Annotated in this window: 8 protein-coding genes; all 8 read left to right on the top strand. The window is 41.3% G+C overall.

The genetic code is table 11. The features are described 5' to 3' along the window. Positions 1–3 precede the first annotated feature (3 nt). On the top strand, positions 4–1470 hold the full coding sequence (locus CBM24_RS24625) for a fasciclin domain-containing protein (protein ID WP_088163083.1): 1467 nt from the start codon (positions 4–6) through the stop codon (positions 1468–1470). A 14-nt stretch (positions 1471–1484) separates the two neighbouring features. Next, positions 1485–4670: a SusC/RagA family TonB-linked outer membrane protein gene (locus CBM24_RS24620; RefSeq protein ID WP_088163082.1), complete on the top strand. Its 3186-nt coding sequence runs from the start codon at positions 1485–1487 to the stop codon at positions 4668–4670. Between the two features lie 14 nt (positions 4671–4684). Continuing rightward, entirely contained in the window at positions 4685–6520 is a 1836-nt protein-coding gene (locus tag CBM24_RS24615; RefSeq protein ID WP_088163081.1) for a RagB/SusD family nutrient uptake outer membrane protein, read from the top strand. A gap of 313 nt (positions 6521–6833) precedes the next feature. Next, complete coding sequence (locus tag CBM24_RS24610; protein ID WP_088163080.1) at positions 6834–9362, top strand: alpha-L-arabinofuranosidase C-terminal domain-containing protein; 2529 nt, start codon at positions 6834–6836, stop codon at positions 9360–9362. A gap of 15 nt (positions 9363–9377) precedes the next feature. After that, entirely contained in the window at positions 9378–11792 is a 2415-nt protein-coding gene (locus CBM24_RS24605; protein WP_088163079.1) for a glycosyl hydrolase 115 family protein, read from the top strand. Between the two features lie 61 nt (positions 11793–11853). After that, entirely contained in the window at positions 11854–12792 is a 939-nt protein-coding gene (locus CBM24_RS24600; protein ID WP_088163783.1) for a glycoside hydrolase family 43 protein, read from the top strand. A 237-nt stretch (positions 12793–13029) separates the two neighbouring features. After that, a complete protein-coding gene (locus CBM24_RS24595) occupies positions 13030–14454 on the top strand; it encodes a sialate O-acetylesterase (protein ID WP_088163078.1) in 1425 nt (474 codons plus the stop codon). Positions 14455–14962: 508 nt separating this feature from the next. Further along, positions 14963–17752: a glycoside hydrolase family 2 protein gene (locus tag CBM24_RS24590; protein ID WP_232475625.1), complete on the top strand. Its 2790-nt coding sequence runs from the start codon at positions 14963–14965 to the stop codon at positions 17750–17752. The last annotated feature ends 7 nt before the right edge of the window (positions 17753–17759 follow it).

Below are 17759 nucleotides of genomic sequence, written 5' to 3'. Positions count from 1 at the left end.
ATTATGAAAGCTATAATTTATAAAATTTACCTAGTCGTATTGGGCATGTGTTTATTGTCTGCTTGTTCCAAAAATTGGGAGGATCATTTTGGAGGAGGTGATGCCGATGCTCAAAAAAACTTGTACACCATTATTTCCGAGCATGCTGAGTTTTCAACTTTTATGGACCTGCTCAATAAATCGGGCTATGGTGAATCGTTGAAAGCATCGAAAAATTATACCTTGATTGTACCAACTAATGATGCCATTGCTGCTGTACAGGATCAATATAATTTTTCCGATACTGCGGTGATCAAGAGTTTTGTAGGCTACCATATTATCAATTCGGTCTATAATGTGAATTCAGGAGCTGATACCGTAAAGGCATTAAACTTTCGTAATAAATATGTGGAGTTTACGCATGGCGCATTTGACGGTGTTGAACCTCTTCAGGGGAATCTGGTGGCGAGCAATGGACTGTACCATGTGGTAGGTCGTCCCCTAAAGCCTCTTCAGAATATATTTAATCTAGTACGCACCTTTTTTGCCGACACCAAGCAAATTGAGGCTGTAAATTCCTTTGATACAGTGTCCACAGAGGGTGATATTATATATTACAGGTATAGTCCGGTATGGTATACGGAAGTACGTCGCAATATGACGACTGAAAATAAGAAACACACCTATTTCGTCGTAGACGACGAAAATTTTGAGACCGAGTATGCTAAGTTAAGACCTTTCTATGCGACAGCCTATGAGGAAGGGAATACGCTCCGTCCCGACAGTACGACTACGTTTTTTGCTAAAAAGGCTTTGTTGCGCGATTTTATTGTAGAGGGGGAATTGGCAACGGATCAACTTACAAATAATCTGATTTCAATAGCGGGAACCAAATTTAGTCTTGACCCCACAAATATTATCTCGCGGACAAAGGCCAGTAATGGAGTTGTTTATCGTGTGAAGCGACTTGAGTTTGCATTAGCGGATCAGATCAAGGAAATCAAGGTATTGGGGGCAAGGCCCATCGGTTACAAGCAAACGGATAAGCGATCAAATACCTTTTTCAGGGAAAAGCGAGATAATGAAGGAAATTTATACAATGACATTGAAGTATATGATCATAAAGTTACTTCCTTTTATGTAAAGTATCGCGCTACAGGTATAAACGTCGCTAAATATAAAGTATACGGACGAGCAATTATGGGATTGGCTGGTGATCCGCAAACAGCAGCGTTTATCCAATATGTCTACTTTTTTGATCCGAAACTTATCTCGGTTAATGAGGTGGATTTATACAAACGTTCAGTCGTCAATAACTTGGGTGCAAACGATACGCGAATGACATTTGATGTACAGCCGCTCAATCACGGAGAAGTTTATTTAGGTGTGGTGACGCAAGACCAATATGGGAATCTGCCTTTGCTTGTTATGAGCAATGGTACCGGTCCTATTATTTTAGAATATCTCCGATTCGTCCCGATTATTCAATAACTAAGCAAAACGAAATGAGTTCGATCAACATAAATTATAAATTGGGTATTATCTTGTTTATTTCCACTTTGGGAGCGCACAGCAGTTGGGCGCAACAAGATACTGCCGCCCGCAATATACAACAACAAGGACAAGTTACTTCTGCTTATTCGGTTAAAGGTACTGTCTATGACAGCCAAACCAATAAACCCATCGCAGGTGCTCGTATAACTTACGGCAGTAACGTTGCAAAATTGACGGATAGTAAAGGAAATTTCCGCTTGGAGCTACCGGTTTCCAATGCAATTGTTGAAGTTTCTTTGGATGGATATATAGCTAAGCAGGTACCGGTACTGCTGGATAAATCAATGAAAGTGGTCCTGTACCCTGACGGGTATCGTTCTTTCTATAAAAAAACAGAGACAGTATTTGGTGATAATGGAGTTTTAAACAATACTGGCGCAGTCGATAAATTGGAACTCAATGCCTGGGAACAGAATTCTGAGACGGTCGTTAGCTATCTACAGGGCAAGCTAGCCGGAGTACAAGTAACCCGCCATTCAGGAACACCTTCTATTGGCGGAAATCTCAATATTCGCGGCTTGCAATCGCTGTATTCCAATAATCAGCCCTTATATATTGTAGACGGTATTGTGTATAATGCGGAGCATTTGAGTCCTTCTATAACGACAGGACATCTCAATAATGCATTGCAGCACATTGATGTGCGCGACATTCAAGATGTTACGGTATTGAAAGACGCTGTATCCGCTAATATTTATGGGGCCAAATCCTCCAATGGAGTCGTGGTCATTAATACAAACCATTCAAAAGAGTTGGCTACACAGATCGATTTGCAGGCAACAACAGGATATAATTTCCGTCCGAAACGTATTCCCGTCATGAAGTCTTATGCCTACCGAAGTTATTTGAATGACTTGTTAGCAACGAGTACGTACAGTGGTGAGGAAATTGCGAATATGCCTTTCAATAATGATAACCCAAAATTCGAAGAATATGCGAAATATCATAATGAAACGGATTGGCAGAAAGATGTGCTTAATAATACGGTCGACCAGAATTATTTTCTTCGGGTTACAGGGGGAGATAATATAGCACGGTATGCCTTGTCGGTAGGTTATAACAATGAACAGGGTGTTTTGGATAACACGAAGCAAAATCGCTATACGGCACGGTTTAACGGCGACATGAACCTGACCAAAAAATTAACTGCTCAGACCAATATCTCCATGGGTTATGGACAGCAAAGCTTGAAGGATCAGGGCTTATCACCAAAGACCAACCCTTTGTTTCTTTCGCTGATTAAGTCTCCATTTTTAAATACGCATGATATTGCTCCAGACGGCAGCATTTCACCGAATTATGCTGAAGCTGATTATTTCGGCTATTCCAATCCGATGCAAATCACACAAAATGGGATTAATAATAAAAAGGCCTATCGGTTTTTAGGTTCTTTGGTGTTCAACTATGCGTTCAATACAAATTTTAAGTTAAGTAACCTGTCTACCGTGACCTATGATAAAGCACAAGAGGACTTCTTTATTCCTAAAAAAGGAGTCGCAAAGGACACGGTAAATAATATGGAAGTTTATAGTCGTCTCGGTACGCAGGTGGCACGTTATTATTCGATTTCAAATGATTTGCGTCTGCAATATAATCAGGATCTAGGAACTCAGGGCCGATTGGAAGCTATTGGTGGAGTCCGGTACCACAAGCATGATTCGGAACAAGACTATGCACTAGGCTATAATTCGGCGACCGATCAGTTGGTCAGTATTGGTAACTCAACACCGGCATCTCGGGTTTATGGAGGGCATATCGGTAAATGGGCAAATATGACGGCCTATGCTATGGGTAATTTTAGCTGGAAGAATACTTATATCTTAAATGCATCCATATCGATGGATGGATCTTCCCGCTTTGGAGAAAATGCAAAAGGAGGCTTAAAGCTTGCAGATAAGGTATATGCAGTATTCCCGGCAGTTGGAGCTGCATGGTTATTGTCCAATGAGGATTTTTTAAAAGGAAATAGTACGATCTCATTATGGAAACTTCGGGCGAGTTATGGAATTACAGGCAATGATGATATTGGAAATTATGATGCGCGGCAGAATTACATCTCCCAGAACTTCTTAGGTGTCCAGGGACTTGTGCGCGATGGTGTTGCCAATCCTTATCTGAAATGGGAGAAAGTAGAAAAAATAAACGTTGGGACGGATCTTTCGTTGTTGAACGAACGCATCAATTTAGGCGTTGATATCTATCAAAATAGGACAAGTGATATGCTGGCTTATAATTCGGGGAATACTGTTTCGGGAATTAGTTACTACCTCTATAATAATGGTTCAATGCGTACACGAGGTATTGACTTCTCCTTGTTTGGACGTATTCTGACCGGTCCGGTCAAATGGGATGCCTCATTGACACTAAGTCACTATAAAAGTACGATCACAGATCTCCCCGAAACATCCTATACACAATATGCCGGTGGAACTTTTGTGAGCGAGAAAGGTGGCGCACCCAATGCCTTTTATGGGTACCAGTTCAACGGTGTCTATCATACCAGTGCCGAAGCTGCCGCTTCTGGACTAGCAATTTTAGATGCAACAGGTCATAAAATACCATTTCAGGCAGGAGATGGGAAGTTTACTGATCGTAACGGCGACAAGATCATTGATGATCGTGATCGAATGATCATAGGGGATCCCAATCCAGATTTGGTGGGCGGATTGAATAACAGCCTGACCTATAAAAATTGGAAATTCGGTGCATTGGTGACATTCAGCTTAGGCAATGATATTTATAACTATACACGGGCACAACTAGAGTCGGGAAGTACATTTTATAACCAGACAGAACTATTACAAAATAGATGGCGGGCGGAAGGCCAGGAAACTGATGTGCCTCGCGTTGCGCTCAACGATCCAATGGGAAATAGTCGATTTTCAAATCGATGGATAGAAGATGGTTCATATGTTCGGCTTCGTCAGCTTTCCGTTGAGTACGGTATTCCAGTAAATAAACGTATCATCAAATATGTCCGTCTATATGGTACTGCCAATAACGTGTTGACTTTTAGTAAGTATTTAGGTTATGATCCTGAATTTGCACAGTCTGCTGATGTTTTTCATCAGGGGGTTGATGTGACGTTGGAACCCATTGTTCGCTCTGTGCAGCTGGGATTGAGGATCGGTTTATAAAAATTTAATATACTATGTTTATCACATACAGAAAATATTCGAAATACTCACTCTGGGCCTTATTGGCCTGTAGCCTCTCTTTTACATCTTGTAAGAAAGCATTGGATTTCTCGCCCGAGGATAAATTGGACAGTTCAAAAATGTACAATACGCTTGCCGATGCTGATGCGGTAGTGCTTGGGATTTATGGACAAGTAGCTGGGCTAGGTGAACGTTATATTGTCCTGAACGAATTAAGGGCCGATCTCATGGACGTTACACAAAATGCAAATCCCTATTTGCAGCAAGTTTCCAATCATGAAGTAGCAGAAGATAATCCATATGCAGATCCATCTGCTTTTTATAAAATTATCTTCAATTGTAATGATGCCTTGAAGAACTTCAAGGTGATGGAGCGGCAGGGGAAGCTGAGCAATACCGAATTCAATCAGCGTTATTCTGACCTGGCTATGCTACGTGCATGGTTGTATTTACAATTAGGTATTCACTTTGGAAACGTCCCCTATGTCAAAAATACCATTGAAAGTGTTGACGAGATTAAAAGTTTGGAGAACTATCCGAAAACAACTTTCGATAATTTGGTTGATTCTCTCATTAGTGACACAAAAGACCTGCCTTATCAGGATCCGTATGCCTACCCAACAGGTAGCACATTAGTTTTTACGACAGATGGAGCGAGCACACAGAAGGTGTTCATCAGCAAGGCTCATGTCCTGGGCGAACTTTATCTTTGGAAAGGAAACTACTATGAAGCGGCAAAGAGTTATAAGCGATTGCTGTCTGCTGAAGACAATAACAGTAATATTGATTATCTGTTCAATTTCAACCGTGTTGGCTGGAGCTACTTTAATGTAAGTTTTGCGAGAGCCCAGGAAGGGTCATCTTTGGTCAATTCCTTAACAGCAGGGTGGCGAAGTATGTTTGCGCTATCGAACACGGTACGGGAATGGAATTCCGAATGGAATTGGTCTATTCCATATCACAACTCTTTTGCCCCTGGAAATCCTTTTATAGCGCTATTTTCTAAGTCAGGTAACTATGCACTTAAGCCCTCCCAAAAGGTGATTGATTTATGGAATTCACAGACCAATAATGCGGGTATTCCCTGGGATCCCCGGAGTAAGCTATCTTATGAAGTTGCTGCAAATGGTGATCCTGTGATTACAAAATTTACGGATAATTCAGGGGATTTATTAAGCTTGTTAAATAAAAGCGGTCGTTGGAATATCAATCGTGCGGCAGGGGCGCACCTGCGCTTTGCAGAGGCCGCCAATCGGGATGGTCAGGGACGCTTGGCCTATGCATTAGCAAACTGGGGGCTGATTAGTACCTTTTATTATGGCGCGTTTACGAATGCTGGGACAATTGCTCCGGGCAATTTTTTTGAATTGGAATCCGAAATAACTTATGAAGGATTTGGTACGAATCGGACCACTTTTGCCGAATCATCGCCCTATTATTTTGACGCACGCGACAATGCGAGTATCGTACGTGGGGTTTGGTATCGGAATTCGGGAATCCGTGGACGGGCTACCATGCCGCGTTGGCAGTTACCAGGAATTGAATATGGTCCGGGTACAGTAAGTGGTTACGGAAGCATGATGACCGCTTTTAATGTACCGCAAGCTGATCTGGAGGATAAGATTGTCGAAGAATCTGCTCTTGAGTTAGCCTTCGAAGGCGAACGCTGGTCAGATCTGATGCGGATAGCAAAACGCCGTCATGACCCCGCTTTCCTAGCCGATAAAGTCTATGAGAAATTGCTGAAAGCAAATAACCCGAAAGCTGGAGCAGTACGTAGCAAGTTAATGGATATGAACAATTGGTATTTACCTTTTAAATTGCGGTAAACCTGATATACGTTTGGATTATTGATTTAATGGTTAAAGGTCTGCTTTGTGCAGGCCTTTTTCTTTGATGTTGACCATGAGACAGCAGGATAGTGAATTCGAAACTCTTTAATATCATTGTGTGGAGATATTGCTCGTTAGCGGTAATCGATACTTACTGGGCTCTATCAACAGCTCATTCAAATCGTGTGTTTATCGTGAGACGAGTATGTAATCGTAACATGTCAATGACAGTGCAATCTTTTGATAATGCCATTTGCGTTTTATAAATGTAATTTTTACATTTATAAGTATTTCTGATTAATTATAACCAATGGAACGAGTTTCTTTAAGATTTAGAATCTACTATTTTTTTCTGGCAAAAACGATCTGCTTTTTTTGTCTATTTTGGATTTTCAATACGCCTGTATATGCTTATAATAGCAAGAGTTCAGAACCGGATTCGGCTTATTTCTTTGCTTATGCGAAAGAAAAGAATGCTGGCAGAGAAGGGCTATTATATGCCTGGAGTTTGGATGGTAAGCAATGGAACTCCATCGGGACAGAACTTGCCTTTGTAAAGTCAGATTATGGACGCTGGGGATCAGAAAAACGGATGATAAATCCTGTATTGTTTCCTCGAACTGGAGGCGGCTGGTCCTGTGCGTGGCAATTAAGTCCTGAAAGTGACGGTCCTTATGCATATACTTTTACATCCGATTTTTTCAATTGGGGCAGACAAGATTATTTTATTGCATTAAATGATTTGGATAAATCAATGGTGTCTTTTGTAAAAAAGAGTTTATTGGCTCGTGAGAATATCTCCATAAATGGCGAAAGTTTACGCGGAACCAGATTGAAAGTGTCATGGCCTGTCATTAAAGAGCTGATTAAGCATTATGATCTCGCGCTGCTTAAGCAAAAACAATGGTCCGAACGAAGCGTTGACGATGACGCCCGCTTCCCTGGCCTAAAGCCATTGGATGTCAAATTAACGCCGAAGGTAGGGCAAACCAAGTCCATCAGTGATATGTTGGTGGGTGTTTTTTTTGAAGATATTAATTATGCCGCAGACGGAGGCCTCTATGCGGAATTGATTCAAAATAGAGATTTTGAATATAAATTGAGTGATAAACAAGGCCGTGATAAAAATTGGAACGCGAAAACTGCTTGGCGTATGGATGGCTCGGGACAATTTCATATTGACAGCATCAATCCAATTCATCCTAATAATAAACATTATGCGAGATTGCAAGGTGAAGGTATCCTCAGAAATATAGGCTACGATGGCATTGCCTTGAATAAGAACGAACGCTATGATCTTTCGTTTTTCGGAAGGGGCACTGTTGGTAAAGTACCTAAACTAAAGATCCGGATAAGTACAAAAGACGGAAAAATCCTCGATGAGAAATCCGTAATTGTTGACGGTAAAAACTGGAAAAAATATCAATTGGTATTGACATCTAATGCCACTTGCAAGGATGCCGTATTGGAATTTGTATTTACAGACCGACAACAATTGGATCTAGATCTGATTTCTTTATTCCCTCAGCATACATTTAAAGGACGAAAAAATGGATTACGGAAGGATCTGACCGAGGCTATAGCTGCATTGAATCCCCGCTTTGTCCGTTTTCCGGGTGGCTGTTTAGCACATGGGGATGGAATTGAAAATATCTACCATTGGTCTAATACTGTAGGGCCGCTGGAAAGCCGTATGCCACAGCGTAACATGTGGGGATATCATCAAACCGTAGGCTTGGGGTATTACGAGTATTTTCAATTTTGTGAAGACATCGGTGCCTATGCTGTTCCTGTAGTGGCGGCTGGTGTACCCTGCCAAAATTCGGGTGCTCATGGTCACCCATTGGGTGGACAACAATGTGGTATCCCAATGGAAGATATGGATGACTATATCCAGGAAGTACTGAATCTGATTGAATGGGCCAATGGCGATAAAAATAGTACCTGGGGAAAGGTACGAGCTGCCGCGGGGCACCCCGAGCCATTTCATCTAAAATACATTGGTGTTGGTAACGAAGATTTAATATCGAATGTTTTTGAGGAGCGTTTTACCATGATCTATAACGCTATCCGTGGAAAATATCCCGAAATACAGGTTATTGGAACGGCAGGGCCATTTTTTGAGGGAACAGACTATGTAGAAGGTTGGAAAATTGCCGATAAATTGAATGTACCCATTATGGACGAACACTATTATCAGACACCGGGCTGGTTTATTCATAATCAAGACTTCTATGATAAATATGATCGCAGCAAATCACAGGTGTATTTGGGCGAATACGCTGCCCATATTCATGGGCGAGCGAGTACCTTGGAAGTTGCATTGGCTGAAGCGGCATATCTCACGGCATTGGAAAGAAATGATGACGTTGTTAAGATGGCCTCTTATGCGCCATTGTTGGCCAAAGATGGCTATACGCAATGGCGCCCCGATCTTATTTATTTCTCCAATACTGATGTAAATTTAACACCATCCTATTATGTACAGCAATTATTTGGGCGTAATAACGGAACCGAATATATTCCAGTAGAAACAGTTTATGCTAATGCTGACGTTGAGGTACAGAAGCGTGTGGCATTTTCTATTGTTAAAGATCCGAAAGATCAATCACTCATTGTAAAGCTGGTTAATATTTTGCCTGTTGCGGTCAATATACAATTGGAATTGGATCAACTCAATTTGAAGGGTGATACGGCTCTTGTCGCTCAGTTGACAGGGAAATTGGAAAGTAAAACGGCAAAACCCGAAGAAAAGACCATGTCCGTTGACAAGCTTAAAAACCAGCAATTACCGCCTTATTCGTTAACTGTCATCCGAATTCAGTCCGGTGCAAAATAGCCTCATTCAATTCATATGATATATCCAGCTTTGCAGAAGAAGTCTATTTTAGTTTTTATAAACCTCTGTTTGACAATTGTGCCCTTGTTTGCCGGCTCAGGCTTCAATCTGATCAAAAATAATCGGGCTGCGGATGTTTATTATGGTGGAAGAAATCCTATCATTGAAACCGCTTTGGAACTTTTGGATGCAGATGCACAACAAGTTGGTCAATCTGCTTTTAAACGAATCGACAATGCTGATCCTGGGGCGATTATCGTTGGAGAATTGCATGATCCAATAATTGGCAAATTGATAAAAGATTATCATATCCGCCTTCCTGAAATGGAAGGTCAATGGGAAATGTTTTGTTTGAAGGTGATTCCGATAGAAAAAGTGCCGACACTTTTAGTGATAGGATCTGATGCTAGAGGTACGGCATATGGAGTGATGGAAATTTCTAGAAGATTGGGCGTTTCTCCATGGAGTTGGTGGGCAGATGTGGTTCCCCTTAAAAAATCAACAATTTCTCTGCCCGTCGATTTTGAAGACAAGCAATTTCCTAAAGTGCAATTCCGGGGAATTTTTTTAAATGATGAGGACTGGGGATTGACACCTTGGAGCAGCAAAACCTATGAACCCGAAGCAAAGTTAGATGCAGGAATTGATCCAGCCAAAACAAAAAAAATGGCGACGATAGGGCCTAAGACCTATGCACGTATTTTTGAGCTGTTATTAAGGCTGCGGGCTAATTCAATTTGGCCAGCAATGCATGAAGTAACTGTTCCTTTCTATTTTGTCCGGGGAAATCGCGAAATGGCCGAAAAATATGGAATATATATCGGCTCATCTCATTGTGAACCCCTCGCTCGAAACAGTGCGACGGAATGGGATATCGTAGGTCGGGGGCCCTATAATTATTTGACAAATAAAAATGAGATTGTTGATTATTGGTCCAATCGACTCAAAACACTGGGGCAATCCCATAACATATTTACACTGGGTATGCGTGGGAAACACGATGGAGCAATGGAAGGCGTCAAAACAACTGCAGCTTATAAAGATGCGATCAATAAGGTCATTAAAGATCAAACGGATCTGTTGAAAAAATATGTCAATGCAGACCCCGCGCAGATTCCTCAGGTTGTTATACCTTATAAAGAGGTATTGGACGTGTATAGGGCCGGTATGGATCTTCCTGACTATACAACACTGATGTGGTGTGACGATAATTATGGTTATATCACCCACTTCCCAAATCCGATAGAAAGAAAAAGATCGGGTGGTAATGGACTGTATTATCATGTTTCCTATTGGGGACGACCACATGATTATCTTTGGTTGTCGACCATGAGTCCGGCGCTGATTTACCAGCAGCTTAATACAGCTTATCAACATGATGTTAAAAAAATGTGGATTGTCAATGTTGGGGATATTAAGCCTGCTGAATATCAGATTGAACTCCTGATGGACATGGCCTGGGATATGGACCAGGTACAGAAAATAGGCATCTACCAGCATCTGAATCAATTTTTGCAACGGGAATTTGGACATCGTTTGGCGAAGAAGATCGTGCCGATTATGCAGGAACATTATCGGTTGGCTCATATTCGAAAACCTGAGTTTATGGGAAATACACGTACGGAAGAAAAAGATCCAGCCTATAAAATTGTGAAAGACCTACCTTGGTCCGAACAGCAGATTAAAAAGCGATTGGTGCAGTATAAACATATTCAAGATGCAGCCACCGCAATTGAGGCTTCAGTCCCGTTGGATCGCAAGGATGCATATTTTGAATTAGTGCTGTATCCGGTTGTTGCAGCGGCAAAGATGAATGAAAAGCACCTTTATGCGCAGTTGGCACGTCATGGCAAAGCTGAATGGCAAAAAAGCCACGATGCATATGATAAAATCGTTTCCTTAACTGCGCAATACAATGCCTTGAATAAAGGAAAGTGGAAGGGGATAATGGATTATAAACCCAGAAACCTTGCCGTTTTCGATAAGATTATAGAAGAGAAAGCTGTTGCTCCACTGGCCAATAATGATCAGCCCGTCAAGCGGATTCCTGGTAGAGATCTAAAAGGCTCAATAGGATATGAAGGTTTGGGGTATGAAGGGCAGGCCGGAGCTATCCCATTGGATGTAGAAGCCAGTTATCCGCTCAAAGGGCTCAAGGGCGATTCTGTTACCGTTGTCATCCACTTACTGCCTACACACCCGGTCTCTTCAGATGATTTGCGTTTTGAAGTTTCTTTGGGGCAACAGCGTTCGCCTGCCATTTCTTATAAAACAATTGGACGAAGTGAGGAGTGGAAAGAGAATGTCTTGCGCAACCAGGCCATTCGAACGATTAAATTTAAGATAGCTTCATTGCAACAGGACATATTGCGTATCAAAGCGCTTGATGAGGGCGTAGTGGTCGATGAAGTAACACTATATTTGGATTAAAGTATTCGTTTCCTGCTCTATAATGGAAACTCGTTATAGACTTATTCATAAGATTATAAAAATGAAAAAACAATTTCTAGTCACGCTCCTCGTTATTTTAACTTGCCTCGTTAAGGCACAATCTTCTGTCTACCTTTTCTCTTATTTTATAGGTAATGGTGCTGACGGACTGCATCTTGCTTATAGTTTGGATGGTCTGAAATGGGAACCCTTGAATCAGGGAAAACCTTTCTTAATACCAACGGTGGGAAAAGATAGGCTGATGCGTGATCCCAGTATTTGCCAAGGCCCTGATGGCACCTTTCACCTTGTATGGACAACGGGTTGGTGGGATAAAATTATCGGATATTCTTCTTCCAAAGATCTTGTACATTGGACCGAACAAAAAGAAATTCCAGTCATGGTAGATGAACCTGATGCGAAAAATGCATGGGCTCCAGAGCTTTTTTACGACAAGGCGACGAAGGAATATTATATCATTTGGGCCACGACGATCCCTGGTCGACATAAAGAGGTACAGACCAGCGACAGTGAGAAAGGCTTAAACCATCGGATGTATAACGTCACGACAAAGGATTTTAAACGTTTTTCAAAAACCAAGTTATATTTTGATCCCGAATTTAGTGTCATCGATGCGGCTATTATACAAAAAGGCAATAAGGAATACATGATGGTGTTGAAAAATGAAAATTCTAACCCACCTGAGAAAAATATTCGGATCACAACAACAAAGCGTTTAGCGAAAGGATTTCCGACGACTGTCTCTAAGCCGATTACAGGAAATTATTGGGCGGAGGGGCCTGCTCCGCTGCAGGTTGGGGAGTATATCTATGTATATTTTGATAAATACCGCGACCACAAATATGGAGCTGTACGAAGCAAAGACGGCATCAACTGGGAAGATGTCTCCGATCGGGTGAGCTTTCCGAAGGGAGTACGTCATGGAACTGCTTTTACGATAAATCAAACGGTTTTATCAAATCTGTTAAAAGCAAACTGATAGCCTTGTTAATTATTGACAGGCTATCGTATTATGCTATAGGGTGAAACAGTGAAGTACAGGTTGCATATCGATAAATAGATGCTTAATTTCATTGCATGAGTTCGGCACTGAATCCGAATATATGCAGACATAGATAAATATTATTTAAGGGATAGTCATGACGGTTTTTCTATGCCAAGCCGCTGATTGAACGTTCCTCTTGGTTTTAAGAATAGACAATTCAATAAAAATAGCATGAAGAAAATCCTCTTTTCCTTTATTTTGGCAGGTATTGCGTTCAGCACACAAGCTAAAGTCACATTACCACATGTTTTTGGGTCGAATATGGTCCTTCAGCAAGGAAAACCAGTGGTGGTATGGGGGCATGCGGATCCTCAAGAGAAGATTGAAGTCAGATTGAAAGGTTTGATAAGGAAAACAGTGGCCGATCAAAAAGGAGCATGGAGTGTTACCTTTACTGCTCAAAAAGCAAGTTTTGATGCATTTACTATGGAAGTAAAGGGAGATAATACCATTTTGCTGAAAAATGTTGTTGTGGGTGAAGTTTGGCTATGTTCGGGGCAGTCTAATATGGAGTATACGATGCAGTTACATAAGGGTTATAAGAAGCCTGCTGTTGGAGTTGATCGGGCTGAGGAAGAATTGCGACAACCTGGAAATCCGAAAATTCGGTTATTCCTTGTTGCCAAAAAGAAAGGGCAGCAGGACGATGTGGAAACTAAAGGGTGGGAAGTAGCGGATCCGAATTCCCTCGCGCAATTTTCGGCTCCGGGTTATTTCTTTGGAAAGACCCTGCAACAACAGCTGAACGTTCCCGTGGGATTGATCAGTTCATCTTGGGGAGGTAGTAGGATAGAGCCCTGGACACCCTTGGAAGCCTATCAAAACTCCAGCACTTTTAAACAGGAAACCCGAAATGGGGAAACGAAAATTGAGCATGCTGTTGCCGGAGAAATGTATGAAGCGATGATCCGTCCACTGGCGCCTTTTGCGATGAAAGGATTTATCTGGTATCAAGGTGAAAGCAATCTGATGTTTGAGGATGCTCGTTACTATGCAAAACAAAAATTGCTGATCGATACCTGGCGTAAAAACTGGAAGGACAAAAATATGCCTTTTTACTATGTTCAGATTGCCCCTTATTATTATAGTAAAAGAAAGGATAAAACACAGCATAATGTAGAGGCGTTGCCTTGGTTTTGGGAGATTCAGACAAAATGCATGGACATTAAAAATTCGGGAATGGCTGTAGTCACTGATTTGGTCGACGACCTTTCTGACATACACCCCTCCTATAAATGGGAAGTAGGACGTCGCTTGGCATTATGGCCACTGGCATTTGACTATGGTCAAAAGAATATTGTTTTTTCAGGACCACAATATAAAAGTAAAAAGATAGTCGGAAATAACGTAATCCTGAACTTTAAGCATGTTGGCAGCGGATTGCAATGTAAAGGCGATCAATTGACCTGGTTTGAGGTTGCTGGAGCAGATGGTAAATTTGTACCTGCAGAAGCAAAAATTGAAGGTGATCATGTCGTTGTATCCGCTGCTTCGGTAAGATCACCAAAACAGGTTCGCTTTGGTTGGCATGAAACAGCGCGTCCCAATTTTTTTAATAAGGAAGGATTGCCTACTTTACCTTTTAGAACGGAGTAGTGTATTTCTGAGATCTTTCTTTCGAAATATTCACGCTTTTATAATGATCAAATTGTAATGCTGTTGCCATCTTAATAAAAGTGATTGTTATAAAAAAAGGTTTTCAAACGGGGAGAATGAAAACCTTTAAAATAACCAATTAATCCTAAATTTATGATAAAAAATATGATACTATTTTACTGGCTTTCCTTTGCTATAATAGCTTTTTTTATCTAAATCATACCAAAAGTAGGCACCGTCTAAATTGGGAAATAACCAATTTAATACAGCAAGTTTAGGTATACCGAATGAATTTGTCATCCTGTGCTGTTCTGTCTCAACAGTATCGCAGGGGGTGAATGCCAATATTGGCAACATAACCATACAGGTAAGTTCAGGATACTTAAGTGTCCTGAACTTTTTATTTTAGAGGTTTGCTAATTCAATGAATAAACCTATGCTTAAAATTCGAATTGTCTTCTTTGCTTTGATATACGTTATGATGGCACATAGTGCCTCAGCACAAACGATGAAGCAAATACACTATCTCTCAGGAACAGACAACGTTCATACGGTCAATTGGGACTTCTGGGTAACTGGGGGACGTAAGGCTGGAAAATGGGATAAGATTGCGGTTCCCAGTCATTGGGAACAACAGGGATTTGGGGCTTATAACTATGGTCGGGACTATGTGACCTATGGCAAGAATTTCATCTTTCACGATGAGAAAGGTTTGTATCGGCATCAATTTACTGTTCCAAAAAACTGGAAAGGTAAAAAAATAAGCCTTGTGTTTGAAGGTTCGATGACAGATACCGAAGTTAAGATCAACGGTAAGCTGGCTGGAGATATCCACCAAGGTGCTTTCTATCAGTTTAAGTACGATGTCACCGACAAGATAAGCTTTGACAAGGCCAATATATTGGAAGCGACTGTATCAAAAATGTCTTCTGATAAATCTGTTAACAATGCGGAGCGCCTTGCAGATTATTGGATTTTAGGCGGTATTTATAGACCTGTATACCTCGAGGCGACACCACAAGAGCATATCAGTTGGACAGCTATCGACGCCAAAGCAGATGGAACTTTTCGAAGCAACGTGCATTTAGAAAGTTTGTCTAAAGCCACAAATCTACAGGTGGAGATCAAAGATCTGAAGGGCAACCTGATCGCAAATCAGAAGTTCCCGATTATGGCGAAAGATTCGGTAAAATTGATCGAAATGAAAGTGGAAAAACCGTTATTGTGGACAGCGGAGACGCCAAACTTGTATCAGGTCACGTACACCCTATGGGATGGGAAGAATAAAGGGTATCAATCTCAAGATCGTTTTGGTTTCAGGACGATCGAAGTTCGAGAAGGAGATGGTATTTATGTCAATGGTGTAAAAGTGAAGATGAAAGGTGTCAACCGTCATGTATGGTGGCCCGAAACTGGACGATCTGTGAACGCACAATTGGATCTGAATGATGTTAAACTGATCAAAGAAATGAACATGAATGCGGTACGCTGTTCACATTATCCGCCAGATAGATCGTTTTTGGCCTATTGCGATTCATTGGGCTTATATGTTTTGGATGAATTGGCCGGATGGCAGAAGGCATATAGCACTGTTGTGGGTAAAAAGCTAGTGCGAGAAATGGTTATCCGAGATGCCAATCATCCTTCCATTATACTTTGGAGTAATGGCAATGAAGGCGGGCATAATAAAGAACTTGTTGATGAGTATAAAAAATATGATCTTTCGGCAAGAACGGTAATCCATGCACATCATAGACCTGGGAACGCCATCAATGGAATCGATTGCAACCATTATGAAGACTTTTATTCAACAAAAAAAATTCTGGAAGGGCCAAACATTTACATGCCGACTGAATTTCTCCATGCACAGGACGATGGCGGCGCCGCAGCAGGATTAGCAGATATATGGGAGTTGCACTGGAATGCCAAATTAGGTGCAGGCGGATTTATTTGGGATTTTGCAGATGAAGGTATCGTGCGTACAGATTTCAACAATGTGATTGATGTCAACCGCGTAAATGCCCCCGATGGAATCCTTGGGCCACATCGCGAAAAAGAGGGAAGTTTCTATGCTATTCGGGAAATCTATTCACCTGTACATATTACGATGAAGAAATTACCTGCCGACTTCAATGGAACTATTCCGGTGGAAAATCGTTATCACTTTACCGACCTAAAAGATTGCAGGTTTGAGGGTAAATTGATTACTTATAAACAGCCCTATGCCGAAGAAGCGGGGGTGGACTCGGTGTTGAATCTAAAGATAAATAGTCCTGTATTGGCTCCGACTCAAAAAGGAAACGTGCGGTTGAATTTACCGAGCGATTGGAAACAATATGATGCACTAATATTGATGGCAACTGACTCACATGGGGAGGAAATTTATACTTGGACATGGCGTATAAAATCCAATCAGGCTCTTACAGCTGAAATTCTACCTTTAAAATCTTCTACCGATGTTGAAGCGAAAGAGGACAGTGTAAATTATATTCTCAAGGCAAACGGAATAACAGCTTTTATCTCCAAAAAAACAGGATTATTGGTTGATCTGGCCAATGATTATAGCATGAAATTAGCTTTTAATAATGGCCCGGTGCTTATTGATGGACAGTCGGAGATGAAAAGTGCTAAACGTTGGCAGGATGGAAAAAATGAAGTTGTTGAGTTTATGTTTGATGGCAATCTAAGTTTTATCCGTTGGACGATGCGGCCAGACGGCTGGTTGAAACTTGATTATGCTTACAATATGAAAAAAACAGTGCCTTATGCCGGAGTAAGCTTCAACTTTCCTGAAAACTATATTATTGGGGCCAAATGGCTCGGTAATGGACCGTATCGCGTATGGAAGAATAGGATGCAAGGTGTCACCCTAAATACATGGGAAAAAATGTACAATGATGGAAAAGCCGGTATTGGTCCATGGGCATTTCCTGAATTTAAAGGCTACTTCTCCGATGTTAGCTGGGTACAATTCAATACAGTGCAAGGCAAGTTTTTGGTCGCAACAGATCAGGAAGATTTATTTGTGCGATTGTTCGAGTTTTACGGAATTTCCGGTCCTAAAGGATATCCGCAATTGCCGTCTGGAGATATTTCCTTTTTAGATGCTATTCCCCCTATTGGAACAAAACTGGCATTGGGAATTAATGGAAATGCTGCCGTGAATGGACCCGCGGGTGAGCTTAATCAAATGGATAAAAGGATTAACCGGACACTTTATTTTTACTTTGGGACCCCAAAAGGCGAAAAAGAAAATACACAATTTGTGATGCCTAAGGTTAATGTGTTGACTGATTAAAAGAATA

Source organism: Sphingobacterium sp. G1-14 (assembly GCF_002196555.1).
Taxonomy (GTDB): domain Bacteria; phylum Bacteroidota; class Bacteroidia; order Sphingobacteriales; family Sphingobacteriaceae; genus Sphingobacterium; species Sphingobacterium siyangense.
This window is presented reverse-complemented; position numbering and strand designations above follow the sequence as displayed.

Excerpts from the sequence above, each read along its gene's own strand:
- CBM24_RS24600 (WP_088163783.1), top strand. The coding sequence starts at position 11,854 with ATGAAAAAACAATTTCTAGTCACGCTCCTCGTTATTTTAACTTGCCTC.
- CBM24_RS24615 (WP_088163081.1), top strand. The coding sequence starts at position 4,685 with ATGTTTATCACATACAGAAAATATTCGAAATACTCACTCTGGGCCTTA.
- CBM24_RS24605 (WP_088163079.1), top strand. The coding sequence starts at position 9,378 with ATGATATATCCAGCTTTGCAGAAGAAGTCTATTTTAGTTTTTATAAAC.
- CBM24_RS24620 (WP_088163082.1), top strand. The coding sequence starts at position 1,485 with ATGAGTTCGATCAACATAAATTATAAATTGGGTATTATCTTGTTTATT.
- CBM24_RS24610 (WP_088163080.1), top strand. The coding sequence starts at position 6,834 with ATGGAACGAGTTTCTTTAAGATTTAGAATCTACTATTTTTTTCTGGCA.
- CBM24_RS24595 (WP_088163078.1), top strand. The coding sequence starts at position 13,030 with ATGAAGAAAATCCTCTTTTCCTTTATTTTGGCAGGTATTGCGTTCAGC.
- CBM24_RS24625 (WP_088163083.1), top strand. The coding sequence starts at position 4 with ATGAAAGCTATAATTTATAAAATTTACCTAGTCGTATTGGGCATGTGT.
- CBM24_RS24590 (WP_232475625.1), top strand. The coding sequence starts at position 14,963 with ATGAAGCAAATACACTATCTCTCAGGAACAGACAACGTTCATACGGTC.